Annotated in this window: 13 protein-coding genes and 1 tRNA gene; 6 read left to right on the forward strand and 8 right to left on the reverse strand. The window is 66.1% G+C overall.

The genetic code is table 11. The features are described from left to right. From AX681_RS17995 to AX681_RS18025, 7 genes are all read right to left on the reverse strand, one after another. Positions 1 to 1,590 (reverse strand): DNA methyltransferase (locus tag AX681_RS17995; RefSeq protein ID WP_066658546.1); only part of this gene is annotated, 1,590 nt, incomplete at its 3' end. 97 nt (positions 1,591 to 1,687) lie between these two features. Further along, positions 1,688 to 2,734 carry a LacI family DNA-binding transcriptional regulator gene (locus tag AX681_RS18000; protein WP_066662679.1) on the reverse strand — a complete coding sequence of 349 codons (1,047 nt, stop codon included), beginning with the start codon at positions 2,732 to 2,734 and terminating at the stop codon, positions 1,688 to 1,690. Between the two features lie 7 nt (positions 2,735 to 2,741). After that, positions 2,742 to 4,229, reverse strand: a complete 1,488-nt coding sequence (locus tag AX681_RS18005) for a tryptophan halogenase family protein (protein WP_066662678.1) — start codon at positions 4,227 to 4,229, stop codon at positions 2,742 to 2,744. A gap of 8 nt (positions 4,230 to 4,237) precedes the next feature. After that, positions 4,238 to 5,269 (reverse strand): cupin-like domain-containing protein, encoded by a 1,032-nt coding sequence (locus AX681_RS18010; RefSeq protein ID WP_066662677.1) that lies wholly within the window; start codon positions 5,267 to 5,269, stop codon positions 4,238 to 4,240. Next, positions 5,262 to 5,978: a SapC family protein gene (locus tag AX681_RS18015; protein ID WP_066662676.1), complete on the reverse strand. Its 717-nt coding sequence runs from the start codon at positions 5,976 to 5,978 to the stop codon at positions 5,262 to 5,264. Before AX681_RS18015 ends, AX681_RS18010 begins: the two co-directional genes overlap by 8 nt. After that, positions 5,975 to 7,504, reverse strand: a complete 1,530-nt coding sequence (locus tag AX681_RS18020; protein WP_066662665.1) for a tryptophan halogenase family protein — start codon at positions 7,502 to 7,504, stop codon at positions 5,975 to 5,977. Before AX681_RS18020 ends, AX681_RS18015 begins: the two co-directional genes overlap by 4 nt. Before the next feature lie 96 nt (positions 7,505 to 7,600). Continuing rightward, positions 7,601 to 10,567: a TonB-dependent receptor gene (locus AX681_RS18025; RefSeq protein ID WP_066662655.1), complete on the reverse strand. Its 2,967-nt coding sequence runs from the start codon at positions 10,565 to 10,567 to the stop codon at positions 7,601 to 7,603. Between the two features lie 213 nt (positions 10,568 to 10,780). Between AX681_RS18025 and AX681_RS18030 the strand changes: the two genes are divergently transcribed. The 4 genes from AX681_RS18030 (at position 10,781) to AX681_RS18045 (ending at position 15,879) form a co-directional block, all read left to right on the forward strand. After that, entirely contained in the window at positions 10,781 to 13,045 is a 2,265-nt protein-coding gene (locus AX681_RS18030) for a beta-glucosidase (protein WP_066662652.1), read from the forward strand. A 44-nt stretch (positions 13,046 to 13,089) separates the two neighbouring features. Continuing rightward, on the forward strand, positions 13,090 to 14,295 hold the full coding sequence (locus AX681_RS18035; protein ID WP_231733801.1) for an MFS transporter: 1,206 nt from the start codon (positions 13,090 to 13,092) through the stop codon (positions 14,293 to 14,295). Between the two features lie 96 nt (positions 14,296 to 14,391). Then, positions 14,392 to 14,478 (forward strand) — tRNA-Leu (locus AX681_RS18040). A gap of 156 nt (positions 14,479 to 14,634) precedes the next feature. Further along, complete coding sequence (locus AX681_RS18045; RefSeq protein WP_066662651.1) at positions 14,635 to 15,879, forward strand: tyrosine-type recombinase/integrase; 1,245 nt, start codon at positions 14,635 to 14,637, stop codon at positions 15,877 to 15,879. A 36-nt stretch (positions 15,880 to 15,915) separates the two neighbouring features. On the opposite strand, the gene AX681_RS18050 is transcribed toward AX681_RS18045, so the two are convergent. Beyond that, positions 15,916 to 16,233: an MbcA/ParS/Xre antitoxin family protein gene (locus AX681_RS18050; protein ID WP_066662648.1), complete on the reverse strand. Its 318-nt coding sequence runs from the start codon at positions 16,231 to 16,233 to the stop codon at positions 15,916 to 15,918. A gap of 139 nt (positions 16,234 to 16,372) precedes the next feature. On the opposite strand from AX681_RS18050, the gene AX681_RS18055 reads away from it, so the two are divergent. Both AX681_RS18055 and AX681_RS18060 read left to right on the forward strand, forming a co-directional pair. Next, positions 16,373 to 16,636 (forward strand): helix-turn-helix domain-containing protein, encoded by a 264-nt coding sequence (locus AX681_RS18055; protein WP_443026142.1) that lies wholly within the window; start codon positions 16,373 to 16,375, stop codon positions 16,634 to 16,636. Positions 16,637 to 16,638: 2 nt separating this feature from the next. After that, complete coding sequence (locus tag AX681_RS18060; protein WP_066662639.1) at positions 16,639 to 17,946, forward strand: type II toxin-antitoxin system HipA family toxin; 1,308 nt, start codon at positions 16,639 to 16,641, stop codon at positions 17,944 to 17,946. Positions 17,947 to 18,222 lie beyond the last annotated feature (276 nt).

Raw genomic sequence — 18,222 nt, forward strand, 5'->3', positions numbered from 1 at the left:
AATCAATACCGCCTGCTCCCCGCCCACCCGCTCGCGCGGCGCAGTCCGAAACGCCGCGGCATGGTCCACCAGCGGAATGTCCGGCCGCCGCCCGCGGAACAGTTCATCGACCGTCAAAATCTGCATCCGCGCATAGCTCCGCCCCGTCGCCTCGCTATGGAACCGCCCCACCGCCGCCGCTTCGCGCAGCATCGGGGCGGAGGGGGGACAGCGGGTGAGGATCACGCCGATCGGGGCGCGTTCGCGTTCCATTGCCGAGTGGAGGTCGCGGACCACGCCGACGCGCTCGCCGCTTTTGACCGAGACCAAGGCGCGGGCCGTCTCACGCCCTTCGGCGCGGAAATAGATGATGCCGTCGATGCCGCCATCCGCGCCCTTGCGCCGTCCACCGTAGGGCACGGCATCGATCATCGACAGCGCCCACCATTGGAACTGGAAGCGGTCGCGCCGCGCGAGATCGGCGGCGGAGGCGCAGTCGCGGGGCGTCCCCTCGACCCGCAGCGCTACGCCGGGAAAGGCATCGCGCATGCGCTTTTCGATCAGCCCGATTGCAAGGTGGGTGATGTCGATCCCCGCCCAGCGCCTCCCGAGCTTTTCCGCGGCATGCACCGCGGTGCCACAGCCGCAGAAGGGGTCGAGCACCAGATCGCCGGGGTCGGACGATGCGGCGATGATCCGCTCGAGCAGCGCGATCGGCTTTTGCGTGGGGTAACCCAATCGCTCCTGCGCCTGTGAATTGAGTGCAGGGATGTCGGTCCACAGCGCCTGCACCGGGGATCCGCGCGCTTCGTCCAGATAGCGTTTGAGCCGGATGCCGCCGGTGCGGGTGAAGTGCAGCCGCCCCTCCCGGTCCAGCCGCTCCATCGTCTCGACCGGCATGCGCCAATATGAGCTCACGCCCTTATAGGCATAATGATAGCCGCCGCCCGACAGCCCCTTGGCGGTCAGATTGTCGTCCATCCAGCGCCGCCCATCGGGGTCGCGGTTGCGGAAGCGCGCGGCATAATCGGCGTCATAGGGGGTGAAGAGCGGGTTCCAGCGCGGCTTTGCGCCCTTTGCATAGAACAGGATCGTGTCGGTGTTGCGCCCATAGCGGCCGCCATCGCTGTGCGCGGCGGTGCGTTTCCACGTGATCTCGTTGCGGAACCGCTCCGCCCCGAACACCGCGTCGAGCAGCAGTTTGAGATAGTGGCTCGCGGTCGGGTCGCAGTGGAGATAGAGGCTGCCCTCAGCCTTGAGCACGCGGTGCAGCTCGATCAGGCGGATCGCCATCATCGCGAGATAGGCCATCATGTCGTTGGTGCCGAGCGCGCTGCGAAAGGCGGCGAGCAGGTCGAACGCCTTGCTGTGGCCGCTCCGCATCACCTGATCGAAGGCGTCCGCCGCCGCGTCGTTCCAGTGCCAGCTGTCCTTGAATGCCTCGACCTGGGCATCCGCCTCGCTCCCCTCGGGCGAGCGGAACAGGAGGTTGTAGTTGGCGCGCGAGTTGAACGGCGGGTCGAGATAGACGAGGTCGACGCACCCGTCCGGGAAATGCGCCCGCAGGACATCGAGATTATCCCCGTAGAACAGGGAGTTGGCAACGGTCATCGGCGCCCCCGCCGCGCCATGCGGCCGGGCGATGGTATCGCTGCTTCGCTGTGCCGGAGCGGAGGTTCGATCCGTTACGGACCGATCTCAGCCCCCATCAGGATCGCGGCGGCGCAGTCGATTGACGCACGGTCAGCGACGGCGCGACGACGACCGGCGTGTCCAACGCTGCGCGACAGGAGCGCGCGCCGATGATCAGTTCGACCGCGCGTGCGGTGACCGCCGCAATCGGCTGTTCGATCGCGGTCAACGGCGGGAGGGCGAAGCGGACCACCGGCGTGTCGTCAAAGCTAACGATCGACAAATCGCCGGGCACCGCCAGACCGCGCGCCCGCGCGACCTCCAGCGTCGCCATCGCCATCTGATCGTTGCTGGCGATGACCGCGGTGGCGCCGGCGTCGATCAGCTGCGGGGCACACAAGCGGCCGGATTCGATGCTGAAATCGCCCTGCGCCAGCATCCCCTCGGTCGACAGCCCCGCCTCGTCCATCGCCGCGCGCCAACCATCGACCCGCCAGCCGCTCAGTTCATATTCCAGCGACCCGGCGATGAAGCCGATCCGCCTGTGACCCAGCTCGATCAGGTGCCGCGTCGCCATCGCTGCCGCCAGGTCGTCGCCCATGGTCAGCCGGAACCCCGGCCCCGGCGCGAGCGAACCGATCCGGGCCATGTCGATGCCGGCGGCGTCGAGCAGCGCGATGATCTCCGCATTGGCCGAGTGCGGTGGGGTCAGCAGCACGCCGTCGGGCTGGAGCGCGGCGATCGCGGCGGACAGCTCGCGCTCGATATGGTCGCTATGCGTGTCGACCAGCTCGACGATCAGGCGATAGCCATGTTCGGCGCAGGTCAGCATGCCGCCCAGCAGCATCTGATCGACCCAGTCGGTGCCTTCGCGCGATTTCCACCCCTCGATCGTGCGTTCGCGATCGTTGAGCGCCATGATGAGGTAGGAGCGCGATCCGCTCATCCGCTGCGCCGCGATCGATGGGACATAGCCGAGCTTGGCGATCGACGCCTGCACGCGTTCCATCATCTCGGGCCGGACGTTAGGCTCCTTGTTGATGACGCGGCTCACCGTCTGCAGCGAGACGCCGGCGTCCGCTGCGACATGCTTGATCGTCACTGCCTGCTTGCGTCGTGCCATGCGTGGATCAGGCTGCCCGCGGTTCGACCGCGCCGCAATAGCGCGCGACATAATCGGCATGGGCGGGAAGGCCCGCGACGGTGCGCGTCACGTCCTGACGGATCATGCCGAGCAGGCGGTCGAGTTCATCGTCGTTGAGCTTGCCCGCGATCGGGTGCCATGATTGCGGCTCGATCCCCTGCCCCAGCATCACCTGAACCCAGCTATTCTCGGCGAACAGTTCCTCGTTGCGGCGGAAGACGCGGGCGGTGTCGCGGAACAGTTCGATCTTCTGGCGCAAGCTGTCCGGCACGTCCATCGCCGCGCACTGGCGCCAGAAGGGCGAATCGCGGCGGTCGGTGACCTTATAGTGGAGGATCAGGAAGTCGCGGATCTGCTCCATGTCCTGGAACTGCTGGTCGTTGAATTCGGCGATGTCGCGCGGGCTGATCGCGCCCTGCGGCATCATGCGGATCAGGCGCAGGATCGCGCGCTGGATCAGGTGGATCGAGGTGGATTCGAGCGGCTCCATGAACCCGCCCGACAGGCCGATGGCGATGCAGTTGCGGTGCCATTGCTTGCGCCGTGCGCCGGTCTGGAAGCGGATCTTGTTAGGCGGGGTCAGCGGCTCCCCCTCGATATTGCCGAGCAACCGTTCGAGCGCGGCGTCATGGTCGAGATAGCGGCTGCAATAGACGATGCCGTTGCCGGTGCGGTGCTGCAGCGGGATGCGCCATTGCCAGCCGGCGTCATGCGCCATCGCGCGGGTGTAGGGCACTGGCGGACGCACATTCGGCGTCTGCAATGCTATGGCGCTGTCGCACGGCAGCCAGTGGGTCCAGTCGTCGTAACCGGCGTGCAGCGCGCCTTCGATCAGCAGCGCGCGAAACCCGGTGCAGTCGAGGAACAGGTCGCCCTCGACCCGGCGCCCGCCGTCCAGCTCCAGCGCGGCGATGTCGCCGCTTTCGCCGTTCAGTTCGACGCGCGCGATCTTGCCCTCGACCCGCGTGACGCCGTCGGCCTCGGCCATCTGGCGCAGGAAGCGGGCGTAGAGGCCGGAATCGAGCTGATAGGCGTAGTTGACCTTGTTGTCGGGCAGCTGCGCGAACTTGCTCTGCAGCGCGGCGACCAGTTCGAGGCAGTAATCGTCATAGGACTGGGTGTGCCCGCGCGTGCGGCCCTCCAGCCAGTAATGCTGGAAGCCCGCGGCCCAATGGTCCTTTCCGGTATAGCCAAAGCTGTGGAAATAGCGGTCGCCCGGCTGCTTCCAATTGTCGAACAGGATGCCGAGCTTGAACGTCGCCTGGGTGGCGCGCATGAACTCGGCCTCGTTGATGCCGAGCAGGCGGTTGTAGACGACGAGCGGCGGGATCGTGGACTCGCCGACACCGACGGTGCCGATCGCCTCGGATTCGACGAGGGTCACCGCAACGGTGTGGCCCATGGTGCGCGCCAGCGCGGCGGCGGCCATCCACCCGGCGGTGCCGCCCCCGGCGACGACGATACGCTTGATCATGCTAGTCCTCATCGGCTGAGCTGCCGCAGCAGATAGGTTCGGATGCGCGACGCGGTTTCGGGCGTCAGCGGCGCGAGGATGCTGCGCCCCCCCTCCGGGATATGCGCGGTGACGGCGTCGTCATTGTCGAACACATAATGGTCGAACAGGTCGCGCCAATGCGCCTTCTGGTCCGGGGGCAGGTCGCGGATCGCGAGCAGCGCGTGATTGAGCGCATCCTGTGGCGTCCCGAGCCAGGCGGGGGTGTCGCGCCACCAATAGTTCAGCAGGATGTTGAACGGCTCCAGCCCCTCGACATGGTGATACCACATCGACGGGATGTGCAGCGCGTCGCCCGGCTCCAGCTCGACGACCTGTGCGTGCGCCAGCGCCTCACGAAACTTCGGATGCGCGGCGAAGTCGGGATTGCGGAAATCGACCATGCTGACCGCGCGCCCGGCGGGCGTGTTGTCGATCGGACCGAGATACAGGTTGCGGAACTGGTCCGGCGGGAACAGCGTGAAGCGGCGGCGTCCGGCGGCAACACAGGCGAGGTTCGCCGGCATGTCGTTATGCGCCGCGATGCGCGTGCGCGTGCCGATCCAGATACTGGCCAGGCATTGCCGGTCGCCCAGATCGACATGGTTCGCCTCGTGCAGCCCCTGAAAGAAATCATGCACGTCGATCGAGGCGAGATAGATGGGCGGGGCGGCGGGATCGCCCTCGGTCTCGTCGATCTTGGCAAAAATCTCGGGCAGCTTGGCGCGCACGACCTGGAAGTTCATGCCCATCGCCGCGTCGTAGAACAGGCGCCCGTCGCTGCCTGGCTGGCCGACCGAGACGGTGAAGCGCGTGTCGCGACGGCGGCGCAGCAGATAGTCGCGCGCGGCGCGGCCCGACTCCAGCCCGGCCTGAACCAGCGGCCAGTCGCTGACCAGCCCGCGCACCACGAACGGCGCGGTCGCAGCGCGCAGCTGCGCATCGAGTGCGGCGGCATCGGCCACCGCGACCTCGGGCACTGCCGCCACGCCTGCCAACGGGCCGGGGTCCGCCTCAGCCATCGGCAATCCGCCGGTTCTTGCGGTCGACCAGCGCCGCGATGTTGCCAATCGACGCGACTGCCATGAACAGCGGCATCAGATGCCCCTCGCCATGCAGATCGCCCAGCGCCGCGGCGTCGAGGGCGCGCAGCCGGTCTTCATTGACCGCGTGGAACCCGACCAACCGGTGGGTCGAGCCATCGTCCAGCGTGATTTCGAACGTCAGCGGTTCGAGCAGGTCGTGGCGGCGCAGCGCGGCGTAGAAGCTGGCAGCCCCCTGCCACCCGGCGTCGAGCGCGCCCAGTTGTTCGGCGACGGTTTCGAGATAGGGGCTGGGACGACCGACCTCGTCGAACACGCGGACGCCTTCGCCGACAGCGATGCGCGGGCTGGCCAGGTCGACGCACACCTGCTTCGCCGCATCGCTTTCGGGCGCTCCGCCGATCAGAAAGGGCTGGATATCGATCGCCAGCGGGACATAGCCCGCGTCCCAGCGATCGCCGCTCAGGAACAGATTCTCGCCCTCCTCGAACCCGAACAGGGCGACGGCTACCACCTCGTCGCGTTCGATATTGCGGCGGAACAGGATCGGGTAGTGCGCCTGCACCTGCCGGAACTCATCAGGCACGGTGACGCACGACATCACCGCATCGCCAAAGTCTGCGCCGCGCCCGCGATGGACGCGCAGATCGGCATGGGCTTCGGGCGTCAGCAGCTGATGATCGGTCATAGGGTCTCCAGCGCCCTGCGTGGCGCGGCGGCGCGCAACGCGTCAAGATAGGCGCGGTTGGTGGGAAGGCTGGCGGCGAGCGCACGACCGCGGTGCGCCGTCTGGGCCATGGCGCGGATCGCCGCATCGGCATCGACCGCGACCGGGCCGGGGGGCGGCGCGGCATGGCCCATGCCATAGAGGACATATTGGTAGCTGGCGGCGGGGAAGATTTCGTCCACCGCCGGAAAATCGGCGATCGATGGCGGCTGATGCCGCCACAAGATGAGCAATTCGCTCAGCCGATCCGGGATCGAGGCCGGGTCGCGATGCGCGCGCCAATAGGGCTGGTCGCGGCGGCTGAGCACATAATGGAGCTTGAGAAACTCAACGATGCGGTCCCAGCGATAGCGGAACAGCGCGTTGAAGCGGCGCGCCTGGATCTCCATCGCTGCGCGGTCGGCCGGGAACCCGTCGATCAGCGCGTTGAGGGACAATTCGATCAAGACGATCGCCGATGCCTCGAGCGGCTCGAGAAAGCCCGCCGACAGGCCGATCGCGACGCAATTGCGCTTCCAGAATTCCGCGCGATGGCCGGAGCGGAAGCGCAGCGCGCGGGCGCCGAGATCGGCGGGATCGCGACCGAGATAGCGGGCGAGCGTCGCCGCTGCCGCATCGTCGTCAATGAAGGCGGAGGCATAGACGCAGCCCACGCCGCGCCGGGTGGGCAGGCCGATGTCCCAGATCCAGCCCGCGTCATGCGCAGTCGCGTCGGTCTGTGACCGGATCGGGCTGTCGGGATCGACCGGCACCTGCACTGCCAGCGCGCGATCGTTGAACAGCACGTCGCCGCGATCGACGAAGGGAACACCGAAATGCCCGTCGATCAGCAGTGCGGCATGGCCGGTGCAGTCGATGAACAGGTCGCCCGCAAGCGCGCCCTGTTCGCGCGTCAGCACCGCGCGCAGACCGCCTTCAGCATCGGCTTCCACCCCGGTGACATGCGCCCGCACATGCCGCACGCCAAGCTTCTCGACGCCATGCCGCGCCAGCAATGCGGCCAGCTTGGCCGCGTCGAGGTGATAGGCATAGTTGAGCGCACCGGCATAACCCGACATCGCCCGCTGGCGCGGGGCGAGGTCGAGGTCGCAGATGCGCGGCTGAACCGATACGGCGGGCGCGAACGCCTGATCTCCGGCAGCATCGTGCCAACCCCGCACGAGCGCGCGCGCGTCGGCATCGACCGGCGGGGTGAACGGGTGAAAATAGCTGTCGTCGGGCGCACCGCTGGCCCAGCCGATGAAGCGCGAACCCTGTTTGAACGATGCATCACAGGCGGTCAGGAACTCCGCCTCGTCCAGCCCGATCGCCTGCAGCGTGCGGCGCATCGTCGGCCAGGTGCCCTCACCCACCCCGATCGTCGCGACATCGGGGGATTCGACCAGGGCGATGGATGCGCCGGGCACACGCGCGGCAAGCAGGCATGCCGATAGCCATCCGGCGGTTCCCCCACCGACGACGACGATCCGGACTCTTTCCTGCTCCACCGTGTTTTCCGTTTGCTTCAGTGACGCTCCGACTTGTGCATCCCCGATAAAAAAAGGGCCACCCTCGAATGAACGAGGGTGGCCTTGGGGGGGAGGTCAGAAGTTGAAGCGGACGCCGCCCATGTAGCGGGCGAAGCCGGGCTGGGCGAAGGTCACCATATTCTCGTTACGGCGGTGACCGCGGCGCCCTTCGCCGGTCAGGTTGATGCCTTCGACAAAAGCGGTGAGTCCGGGAATGAACTCATAGCTCATGCTGGCATCGAACTGGCCATAGGCTTCGACATAGGTCGGGTTCGGGTTGCCGCCGGCGTAGAATTTGTCGCGCCAGTTATACGCGACACGCGCCTGCAGCCCGCCCTTGTCGTAATAGACGACCGCGTTCGCGCTGTCGCTCAGCCCCGCCAGTGCGAACTGGCCGATATTGGGGTTGGCGGCATTGTCGAACTCGGCGTCGCCACGGACGATCGTGTAGTTGAGCTGCGCACCGAAGCCGGTGTCCCAGAAGGCATGCTGGACCGCGAACTCGAAGCCGTACAGCGTCGCCGTCTGGTCCGAGTTGAACGGCGTGCCGACGCGGAACTCTACCAGTCCGTCCTCGGGCAGGCCGAAGATGCGCCCGGTGTAATAGCCGTTCACGTCGAGGATCGGCTGACCCATCGCGTCGCGTGCGACCTCGACCCCGCCGAAGTTGCGCAGGATATAGTCGCGGATGCGCGACACGTCGGTCGTGCCGCCCAGCGCCGCCTGTGCCGCACGGAAGCGCGGACCGTCGGCCGGGTTGCGCAGGTCGAATGCCGAACGCTCCACTTCCTGCGAGTTGATGAAGTTCTTCACCTTCTTGCGGAAATAGCCGGCCGACACGTAGCTGGCGGGGGCGTAATACCACTCCAGCGACACGTCGATGTTGCGCGACAGGAACGGCACCAGGTTCGGGTTGCCCTGAAGCCCGCCACCACCGGCGATGCCGAACTGACGGTTGAGCGTCAGGCCGCCCTGCAGACTGTTATAGTCGGCGCGGGTGATGGTGTGGCTGTAGGACGCACGGAACTTGACGTTCTCGATCGGCTCGATGTCGAAATCGACCGCGGGGAGCCAGTTCTGGTAGCTGCCCTTGGTGGTCAGGAAGTCGCTGGCGGTGCCATAGTTGATGTTGAACTCACCCGCCGCGTTCCACGACGTGCCGACCGGGATCGGCGTCAGCGATGCCGATGCGATCGTGGTCTGGTCATAGCGGACACCCGCGATCAGGTGCGCGTCCCCTGCGCCGACCGGGAACTTGGTGTTCACCTGGACGAACGGCGAGATCGTCTTTTCCTGAATCCGGCGATCGGCTTCGTACGGCGCGAGGCAGTCATTGTCCCCGCCGCAGACGCCGAAGCGGCTGTTGAGGATGCCCACCATCCGCTCGAAATCGAAGCGGTAATACGCGGGGATGATGCCGGCGTCCGAACCGGTCAGGCCCGGGAACTTGTCGGGCAGGCTGACGCGGGTGAACAGATCGTCGGGCAGATCCGCCGCGGTGCCGAGGCCGCCCCAGGTATCGTTCTGGACGAAGCCATAGGCCGAGCGCACCTTGTTCTCGACATAGGAGAAGCCGAAGTCGATCGAGTCCAGGAACGCGCCGTCATGGTCGTAGCGACCATTGAGCTGGACCTGATTGATCTCGTCCTTGAAGTACGCGTTGCGGAACGAGTTGCCGGTCGCGGTGATCAGCGCCGGATTGAGCGCGTCGATCCCCGGCTGCATCACCACCGAAATGACGGGCAGTTCGTTGGTGAAGTCGACCGTCTGCGACGCGACGCCGAACACCGCCGAACCGACCGAGGTGCTAGTGCCGTATTTATTGGTCGGCTTCGATTCCGCGGTCGAGTGATGCGCGTCGAGCGTGATGGTCACGCCACCCGGCGCTTCCCACTTGAGGTTGCCGCCGAACGACTTGTTCTCCGACTGGTTGGCGGTCAGCGAGCCGCTGTACGACAGGTCCTTACCCGGGCCGAACCGCTCGGTGTAGAAGACCGGGCCCGCCGCGGGGCCGTCGGTCCATTCGGACGAGGTATCGCCGAAGTTGAACCAGATGCCGACGCTGCTGTCGCGCGCTTCGACGCGGTTGCGCGAATAGGTGAAATCGAACGTCGCGGTGAGCGAGTCCGCCGGACGAACCTGCAGCACGACCTGGCCGTTGATGCGCTCACGATCGATGTCGGTGAGGTTGTAGGCCGCGCTCTGCGGGACTTCATAGACTTCGTTCGCACCGGGACGGTTGATGACGTTGGGCCCCTCCGGCCCGAGCGTCCCCCAGTCATTCTCGTTGCCCAGGAACGAATTGCCGAACCCGACCGAGCCGGTGTTCACGCTCGCCTTGCGCTTCTGATACACGCCCGAGACGAGGATGCCGAACTGATCCTCGTTACCGAAGGTGGTGCTGAACACGCCCGACACTTCCGGGGTGATCTCATTGCCCTCGTTCAGCGACGTGTCGAGCACGCCCTTGACCGAGACCGACCCGCGCATGCCCGGGCGATCGAGCGGACGCGGCGTCTTGATGTTGATCGTCGAACCAATGCCGCCCGAGGCGACGGCGGCGCGGCCGGTCTTGTAGACCTCGACGCCCGCAATGCCTTCCGAGGCGAGGTTGGCGAAGTCGAACGAGCGCGAAGCCGGCGCGCTGGCGCCATCGCCCAGCGTCGAGGTCGGCATCTGGCGACCGTTCAGCGTGACGAGGTTATACTCCGGGCCGAAGCCGCGCACGGTCACGGTCGAGCCTTCGCCGTTCGAACGGTCGATCGACACGCCGGTGATGCGTTGAAGCGATTCGGCGAGGTTGGTGTCGGGGAACTTGCCGATATCCTCGGCCGAGATCGCGTCGACCACGCCCTGCGCGTCGCGCTTGATATCCACCGCCGCCTGAAGGCTGGCGCGGATGCCGGTGACGACGATTTCCTCGCCCTCGTCAGCCGGTGCCGCAGCGTCTGTTTCCTGTGCAAATGCCGGCGCGGTCGCGATTGCCAGCGTCGAAACGCCGATCACCAGTCGCGAAAGCGCGCGCGCCTTAAGGTCACGCATTTCCCAATCCTCCCCGTTCGGCGCACCATTTGCGCTCAAGTTGAGAACGTTCACTTGAACCTGTTGTACAACGTTGTCAAGCGCCGTCGATCATGCCATGCCAAGGTCGAAAGCGCGCAAATCTGCTATTGTTAACGTTCTCAATCTATGCTGTCTGGGTTTTGACAGCGGGGACGAGAATGTTCTGCGCCCTGACCCAGGAGAGGAAGTTCGATGTCGAAACTAATCGCTGCACTCATGTCTGCAGCTGCCATCGGTGCAGTCGCAACCAGTGCCAGCGTGGCGCAGCAGGCTCCGAAGTCCAGCGCCATCGAACGCGTCTCCGCGAAGCAGGCGCGCGCCCGGGCCGACGCGATCGTCTCGAAGCTGACCCTCGATGAAAAGATCCTGCTGGTCCATGGCCTGTTCCCGCCGATGGCCGGGGGCAAGACGCAGGAAGAGCTGATCCCGTCGGCCGGGCATATCGACGGCGTGCCGCGCGTCGGCATTCCGCTGGTCCGCGAAAGCGATGCCTCGCTCGGCGTCGCCAATCAGGTCGAGCAGCGCAAGGGCGATGTCGCCACCGCCCTGCCCTCCAGCCTCGCGACCGCCGCCAGCTTCGACCCTGAAATCGCCCGCGCCGGCGGCGCGATGATCGGGGCGGAAGCGCGCGCCAAGCGCTTCAACGTCCTGCTCGCGGGCGGCGTCAACCTGACCCGCGACCCATGGGGCGGGCGCAATTTCGAATATCTGGGCGAAGACCCGCTGCTCGCCGGCGAGCTGGCCGGCGCGCATATCGCGGGGGTCCAGTCGAACCGCATCGTCTCCACGATCAAGCATTTCGCGCTCAACGCGCAGGAAACCGGCCGCATGGTGCTCGACGCGCAGATCGACGAGGCGGCACTGCGCGAAAGCGACCTGCTCGCCTTCCAGATCGCGATCGAGAAGGGCAAGCCCGGATCGGTGATGGCCGCGTACAACAAGGTCAACGGCCATTGGGCGTCGGAAAACGCCTTTCTGCTCAACACGGTGCTCAAGCGCGACTGGAACTATCCCGGCTGGGTGATGAGCGATTGGGGCGGCGTGCATTCGACCGCCAAGGCGGCTAATGCCGGGCTCGACCAGCAATCCGGGCAGGAGCTGGACAAGGCGATGTTCTTCGACGCGCCATTGAAGGCCGCGGTCGAGAAGGGCGATGTGCCGATGGCGCGCCTCAACGACATGGTCGCACGGTACCTGACCGGCCTGATCCTGACCGGCGCGTTCGATACGCCGGCGCCCGCGAGAGCCCAGCCGATCGACTATGCCGCCAATGCCGAGGTCGCGCAGCGCGCCGCGGAGGCGGGCATCGTGCTGCTCAAGAATGACGGCGGCATCCTGCCGCTGGCGGCGAGCGCAAAGAATATCCTTGTCATTGGCGGCGGCGCGGATGTCGGCGTCCTGTCCGGCGGTGGCTCCAGTCAGGTGCGCTCGGTCGGCGGCGCGCCGATCGAAATTCCGCTCGCTTATGGCGGCTCGGCGTCGTTCGCGCGGATCACCTGGCACGCCTCCTCCCCGCTCGCCGCGCTGCGCAAGGCAGCACCCGGCGCGCAGGTCGACTTCACCGACGGCCGGAACATGAACGCGACGCTGGAGGCCGCCGCCAAGGCCGACATCGTCATCGTCTTTGCCACGCAATGGACGACCGAGGCCGATGATGTGCCCAACCTGCGCCTGCCCGATCATCAGGACGCGCTGATCGGCGCGGTGTCGCGGGCGCAGCCCAGGACCGTGGTCGTGCTGACCACCGGCGGTCCGGTGACGATGCCGTGGATCACGCAAGTCCCCGCAGTGCTGCAAGCCTGGTACCCCGGCCAGCGCGGCGGCGAGGCGATTGCCAATATCTTGACCGGCAAGGTCAATCCTTCGGGCCGGCTGCCGATCACCTTCCCCGTCCGCGAGGCACAGGCACCGCGTCCCACGCCGGTCGGCCTCGACCTGCTTACCGGGCTTGAGCGCGATGCGGCGTCGAACCCGGCAGCGGGCGGAGATTTTAGCCTCAAGACCTTCCCCGTGAAGTATCAGGAGGGCAGCGATGTCGGCTATCGCTGGTATGAGCGGCAGGGCAACAAGCCGCTCTTCGCGTTCGGCCATGGCCTCAGCTACACCAGCTTCGCCTATGCCCAGCCGCAGGTGCGCGGGGGCAAGACGCTGACCGTCAGCTTCACCGTCACCAACACTGGCCAGCGTGCCGGCGCGGACGTGCCGCAGCTCTATGTGACCCGCGACGGATCGGGCAAGCCGATGCGGCTCGCCGGATTCCAGCGCGTGACGCTCAACCCCGGCGAATCGCGCCGCGTGACGCTGACCGCCGAGCCGCGCATCCTGGCTGATTACGACACCAGCCTGCCCGGCTGGCGGATCGCGGGGGGCAGCTATCGCGTCGCCATCGCCCGCGATGCGACGGATCGGTCGATGACGCTCACCACGACGCTCGACGCGGCGACGATGAAGCCCTAGCCATCGGGAAACGGGCGGCCAACGCGCCCGAACTGGTGGAGCGGGTGACGGGCGATCAGGCGACAGGCGGCGGCGCGCGGCGCGGGATGGGCTTCATCCTGCTGGTCGCGCTCGCCAATGCGGGGGGCGTGATCGCCTTCCTCCCCCTGCTCAGCCTGTTGCTGCCGGTCAGGATCGCGGAGATTGCGGGCGAGGCGCGCATCGGCCTATTCACCGCTACGGTGATCGCGGGGGCCATCGCCGCCAGCCTGTCCAACATCGCCTTTGGCTGGGCCAGCGACCGGACGCGCGCGCGCGGTGGCGGGCGGCGCTCCTGGGTGGTCATCGGGCTGGTGCTGCTCGCTTTGTCGTTTGCAGCGGTCGCGGTCGCGCAGAGTCCCGCTGCCATCATCCTCGCGATCATCCTGTTTCAGGTAGCAGTCAACGCGCTGCTCGCCCCGCTGTTCGCGATCATGGCGGACGAGGTGCCGGGCGCGCAGATGGGACTGGCGGGTGGCCTGATCGCACTGGGCTCGCCGCTGGCGTCCGCGGTCGGCGCGGTCATGATCGCTCTCGCCCTTCCCGGCGACGGCGCGCAGCTCGCCTTCATCCTTGCCATGGCGTTGCTCTGCGTAGTGCCGTTGCTGCGCGTGCCGTCGGTCGAGGCCGCCGCGATTGTCTCGGCCACGCCGCCACGCCTTGCCGGGCGTGACCTCGCGGTGGCGTGGCTGTCGCGGCTGCTGGTGCAGATCGCGGGCAATGTCCTCTCGCTCTACCTCGTCTATTATTTCGTGAGCATCGATCCGGATGTGTCCGCGGCCAAGCAGGTCGGCCCGATCGGCCAGCTGATGACGATCGCCTATCTGCTCCCGCTGCCGGTGGCGGTGCTGCTGGGACGCTGGTCTGATCGGGTCGGGCGACGCAAGCCCTTCCTGTTCGCGGCGGCGGGGGTAGCAGCGCTCGGCCTGCTCGGGCTGGCGGTCGCCCGAGACTGGTCGATCGCCGCGTCGGCCTTCGCCCTGTACGCCATGGGCTCATCGGTCTTCCTGTCGATCCATTCGGGCTTTGCGATGCAGTTGCTGCCCAGCGCGGCCAATCGCGGCCGCGATCTCGGCCTGATCAACCTCACCAACACCCTCCCCGCGCTGATCGGGCCCGCGCTCGCCTGGGCGCTGTCGACGCCGCGCGATTTCGGCCCGGTGATGCTGCTGCTCGCCGCACTCACGCTGGTCGGCGGCGCGCTGGTCCTCGGCATCCGGCAGCAACGCTGACGCGGGTTTGAGAAAAATCGAGCACCCGCACGAATTTGCCCGGCAACCCGGTTGACAGCCCCAGGACGCCCCCGTAGAGGCGCTCGCCTACCCCGTGCCCAGATGGCGGAATTGGTAGACGCACCAGCTTCAGGTGCTGGCGATCGCAAGGTCGTGGAGGTTCGAGTCCTCTTCTGGGCACCATTTTTCTTTCCGGACACTTCCGCAAGTGTCCGGAAAAATCCAAGAAAACAGCCACTTGCGACAAGGTTGGCGTCCATCGGCATCCGGCCGAATTCGTTGAAATTGGCGGTACATGACGGTATATCTGACGGTATCAAAACCGACAGAGGTGGCACCATGCTGACCGATCTGGCCGTCCGAAAAGCCGCGCCGCGCGACAAGCCCTACAAGCTCTCTGATGGGGGCGGGCTGTACCTGCTGGTGACGGCCGCGGGTCAACGATACTGGCGGATGGACTATCGTTTCGGTGAAAAGCGGGCCACTGCGGCACTCGGGGTCTATCCGACCATCACCCTTGCCGAGGCGCGAGCCAAGCGACTGGAGATCAAGAAGCAGATCGCCGAGGGAATCAACCCAGCGGCCAAGCGCAAGATCGACAAGATCACCGGGCCGCTCGCCAATGTGAACAGCTTCAAGGCCGTGGCGGAAGAATGGCTCGACAAGGCCCGACGCGAGGGCCGTGCCGATGTGACTGTGGGCAAGCTGACATGGTTGCTCGAATTCGCCTACCCCATCATCGGGGACCGGAAGATCGGTGAGATCAAGGCCCCCGAACTGCTCGCCGTGCTACGTGCGGTCGAGAAGCGCGGCCATTACGAAACCGCACGACGGCTGCGCAGCACCTGCGGACAGGTCTTCCGCTATGCCATTGCCACCGGCCGCGCCGACCGCGACGTTTCGGCAGACCTGCGCGGCGCGCTGATCGTGCCCAAGGTGACGCACCGCGCCGCCATCACCACGCCGAAGGAAGCGGGCGCTCTGCTGCGGGCCATCGATGCCTATTCAGGCTATCCGGTTACCCATGCGGCGCTGCGGCTTGCCCCTTACGTCTTCGTCCGCCCGGGCGAACTGCGGCAGGCTGAATGGAGCGAGTTCGACTTTACCCGCAACATCTGGACCATCGCCGCCGACAAGACCAAGATGCGCGTCGCGCACCGCGTGCCGCTCAGCCGTCAGGTCCTCGCCATCCTGGAAGAGCTGCGCGAGATCACCGGCAACCGCCGCTTCCTCTTCCCCGCCCAGGGCAAGCGCGACAGGCCCATGTGCGAAAACACGATCAACCTCGCGCTGCGACGGATGGGGTTCGATGGCACCACGATGACCGCCCATGGTTTCCGCGCCATGGCCAGCACGCTGTTGAACGAGCAAGGCCATTGGAACCCCGACGCAATCGAGCGCCAGCTCGGCCATGCCGAGACCGATGACGTCCGCCGCGCCTATGCGCGCGGCGAGCACTGGGATGAGCGAATCAGGATGATGCAGAGCTGGGCTGACTATCTCGACCAGCTAAGGTCCGGTGCAAAGGTGCTGCAAGGCAGCTTCCGCAAGCCATCTGGCGCTGCGAGCGCGTTGCCGGGTTGATCCTGCGGCACCGATCAGGATCTGTCACCAATCTGTTCAGCAGGCGATTTCCGCATCAAGGTAGGCCTCGACGCGCCGCATACCTGCGAGGCCATCTGCCAGCATGAGATCGAGCGCGCTGGCCCCATCAAAGGCCTCGTTAGGTGCACCGATCCAACGTGCGGCTCTATCGCCATCAACGAACATGCATCGCAATGCGCGATGAATGCCGAGCAGCGCTGCAGCCCGACCTTCGCCGTTGAGAAGCCGCTCGGCCGCTTCATCTTGAAAGCCCCAGCGCGCGACCAATGCAGCGGCCGCCCGCGCCATGGCCAGTATTTCGTGATAGTCGAACTGAGCGCTTGCGATCGACATGGACAGATCCACTGACTTCGACGCCCCCTCGATAGCATGGAACGTCCGCTCATGCCACCAATCAACTTACCGATCGGTAAGAATTTTGGGATAAGCGTCAATATCAAAGCGCATCCTTCCCGATCGGGAAGAAATGCTCTTGAATCTCTACGGCACATATGAGAACTTCCCGCTCGGTAAGAATGACGTGATCGACAACGCAACCCAATTCGGCGCAGCCGTCGCCTCGGCCCGCAAGGCCCTTGGCCTTACCCAGCGGGAGCTGGCGCTCGCAATCAACAGCGGCGAGCGCTTCATTGTCGATCTGGAAGCAGGAAAGCCCACCGCCCAACTCGGCAAGGCACTCGCTGCTGCCAAGGCTGTCGGCTTGCGGCTCACCGCCACCGGCAGTCCGCAGGCCTGACGTTGGAACTTCCCGTCCACTACGAGAACCGCCTGGTCGCCAAGATCAGTGCCGATGCACGGGCGACCCGCCTCGCGTATGACGAAGCATGGCTGTCTTCCCCAGACAGCTTCCCGGTCTCGCTGGCAATGCCGAACCGGCCGGAGCCGTATGACGGGGAACAGGTCCTTCCCTGGCTGATGAACCTCCTGCCGGAGGGCGAACCGCTGCGCGCCATGACTCGCGCGCTCGGCGCTGCGCCGGAGGACGCGCTCGGCCTGATCGCGCAGACCGGCAACGATCTGGCGGGCGCGCTCAGCATCGCTCCGCAACAGCCGCGCGGCGAGCCCGGCTATCGCTCGATCCCGGATGCCGACGCACTGCAGCGGATCATCGAGGAACTGCCAGCGCGGCCATTCCTGGTCGGCGAGGACGGCGTCTCGATGAGCCTCGCCGGCGCGCAGGAAAAGCTGCCGGTGGCTGTCATCGACGGCCAGATTGCGGTGCCGATCAACGGCGTGCTATCCACCCATATCCTCAAGCCCGACAATCCACGCCTGCCCGGCAGCGTCCAGAATGAGGCGCTGTGCATGGTTCTCGCTCGCAGGATCGGTCTCAATGTCGCGCCGGTTACGACCGGCGTTGCGGGGAAGCGCAGCTATCTGTTGGTCGATCGCTACGACCGGATCGGCACCGGCACCAATGTCCGCCGCCTGCATCAGGAGGACTTTTGCCAGGCCCTCGGTCGTCCGCCTGCAGCCAAATACGAGTTCAACGGCACCGGCGTTCGCGGCCCCTCGGTCGCCGACATGTTCGCCCTCGTCCGCCAACATATGACTGCGCGCGACATCACCCGGCTACTCGACGCCGTGATCTTCAACATCGCGATCGGCAACGTCGACTCGCACGCCAAGAACTACTCGATCCTGCTCGGCCCGGGCGCGCCACAGCTAGCCCCGCTGTATGATCTCATGTCGGGCCTCGCGTGGGCCAACATCACCCAGAACCACGCCCAGGCGATCGGGGGGCAGCGCCGCGGCCGCCACATCTACGGCCGCCACTGGCGGCGCATGGCCGAAGCCGCCGGCCTGGCAGCGCGGGGGACGGTGCAGCGGGTGGAACAGGTGACGGCGCGGTTGCTGCGCGAACTGCCCGCAGCGGTCGAGGAGGTCGCAGCAATGCCAGCAGGTTCCAGTATGCTCGACATCTTCGCAAAGGAGATTGAAGAGCGGGCGACGGAGGTCGGTGCGCACGCCGGACAAGAAGGTGTGCAAGACATCGCAGAGATGCCGGAACCCGAGATCAACTCATCGCCGACTGCCTATGAATGAGAACCTGATCCGAGCCCTGGTCAGCTCGCGGCAAACTGGATAGCAAGCGCCCATGGCGGAAGCGTGGACTGACCTGGAAATCGACCTGATCGTCGCAGATTACTTCGCGATGCTAACTGCAGAGCTGACTAGACGGTCCTTCAGCAAGGCGGAGCACAATCGAGCGCTTCAAGGTCTTCTAAAGGACCCGGCTCGAAGCCGTGGCTCGATCGAATTCAAGCATTGATCTGCCCCCCGCTGAGTGGCCCAGAGACTATGATAGTCTGGACCATGAAA

Origin of the sequence: Sphingomonas sp. CCH9-E2 (assembly GCF_001557215.1) — a bacterium.
Classification (GTDB): Bacteria; Pseudomonadota; Alphaproteobacteria; order Sphingomonadales; family Sphingomonadaceae; genus Sphingomonas.

Bases quoted from the DNA above. Each gene is read 5' to 3' on its own strand.
- AX681_RS18050 (WP_066662648.1), bottom strand. From the start codon at position 16,233: ATGTCGATCGCAAGCGCTCAGTTCGACTATCACGAAATACTGGCCATG.
- AX681_RS18015 (WP_066662676.1), bottom strand. From the start codon at position 5,978: ATGACCGATCATCAGCTGCTGACGCCCGAAGCCCATGCCGATCTGCGC.
- AX681_RS18045 (WP_066662651.1), top strand. From the start codon at position 14,635: ATGCTGACCGATCTGGCCGTCCGAAAAGCCGCGCCGCGCGACAAGCCC.
- AX681_RS18005 (WP_066662678.1), bottom strand. From the start codon at position 4,229: ATGATCAAGCGTATCGTCGTCGCCGGGGGCGGCACCGCCGGGTGGATG.
- AX681_RS18030 (WP_066662652.1), top strand. From the start codon at position 10,781: ATGTCGAAACTAATCGCTGCACTCATGTCTGCAGCTGCCATCGGTGCA.
- AX681_RS18010 (WP_066662677.1), bottom strand. From the start codon at position 5,269: ATGGCTGAGGCGGACCCCGGCCCGTTGGCAGGCGTGGCGGCAGTGCCC.
- AX681_RS18000 (WP_066662679.1), bottom strand. From the start codon at position 2,734: ATGGCACGACGCAAGCAGGCAGTGACGATCAAGCATGTCGCAGCGGAC.
- AX681_RS18025 (WP_066662655.1), bottom strand. From the start codon at position 10,567: ATGCGTGACCTTAAGGCGCGCGCGCTTTCGCGACTGGTGATCGGCGTT.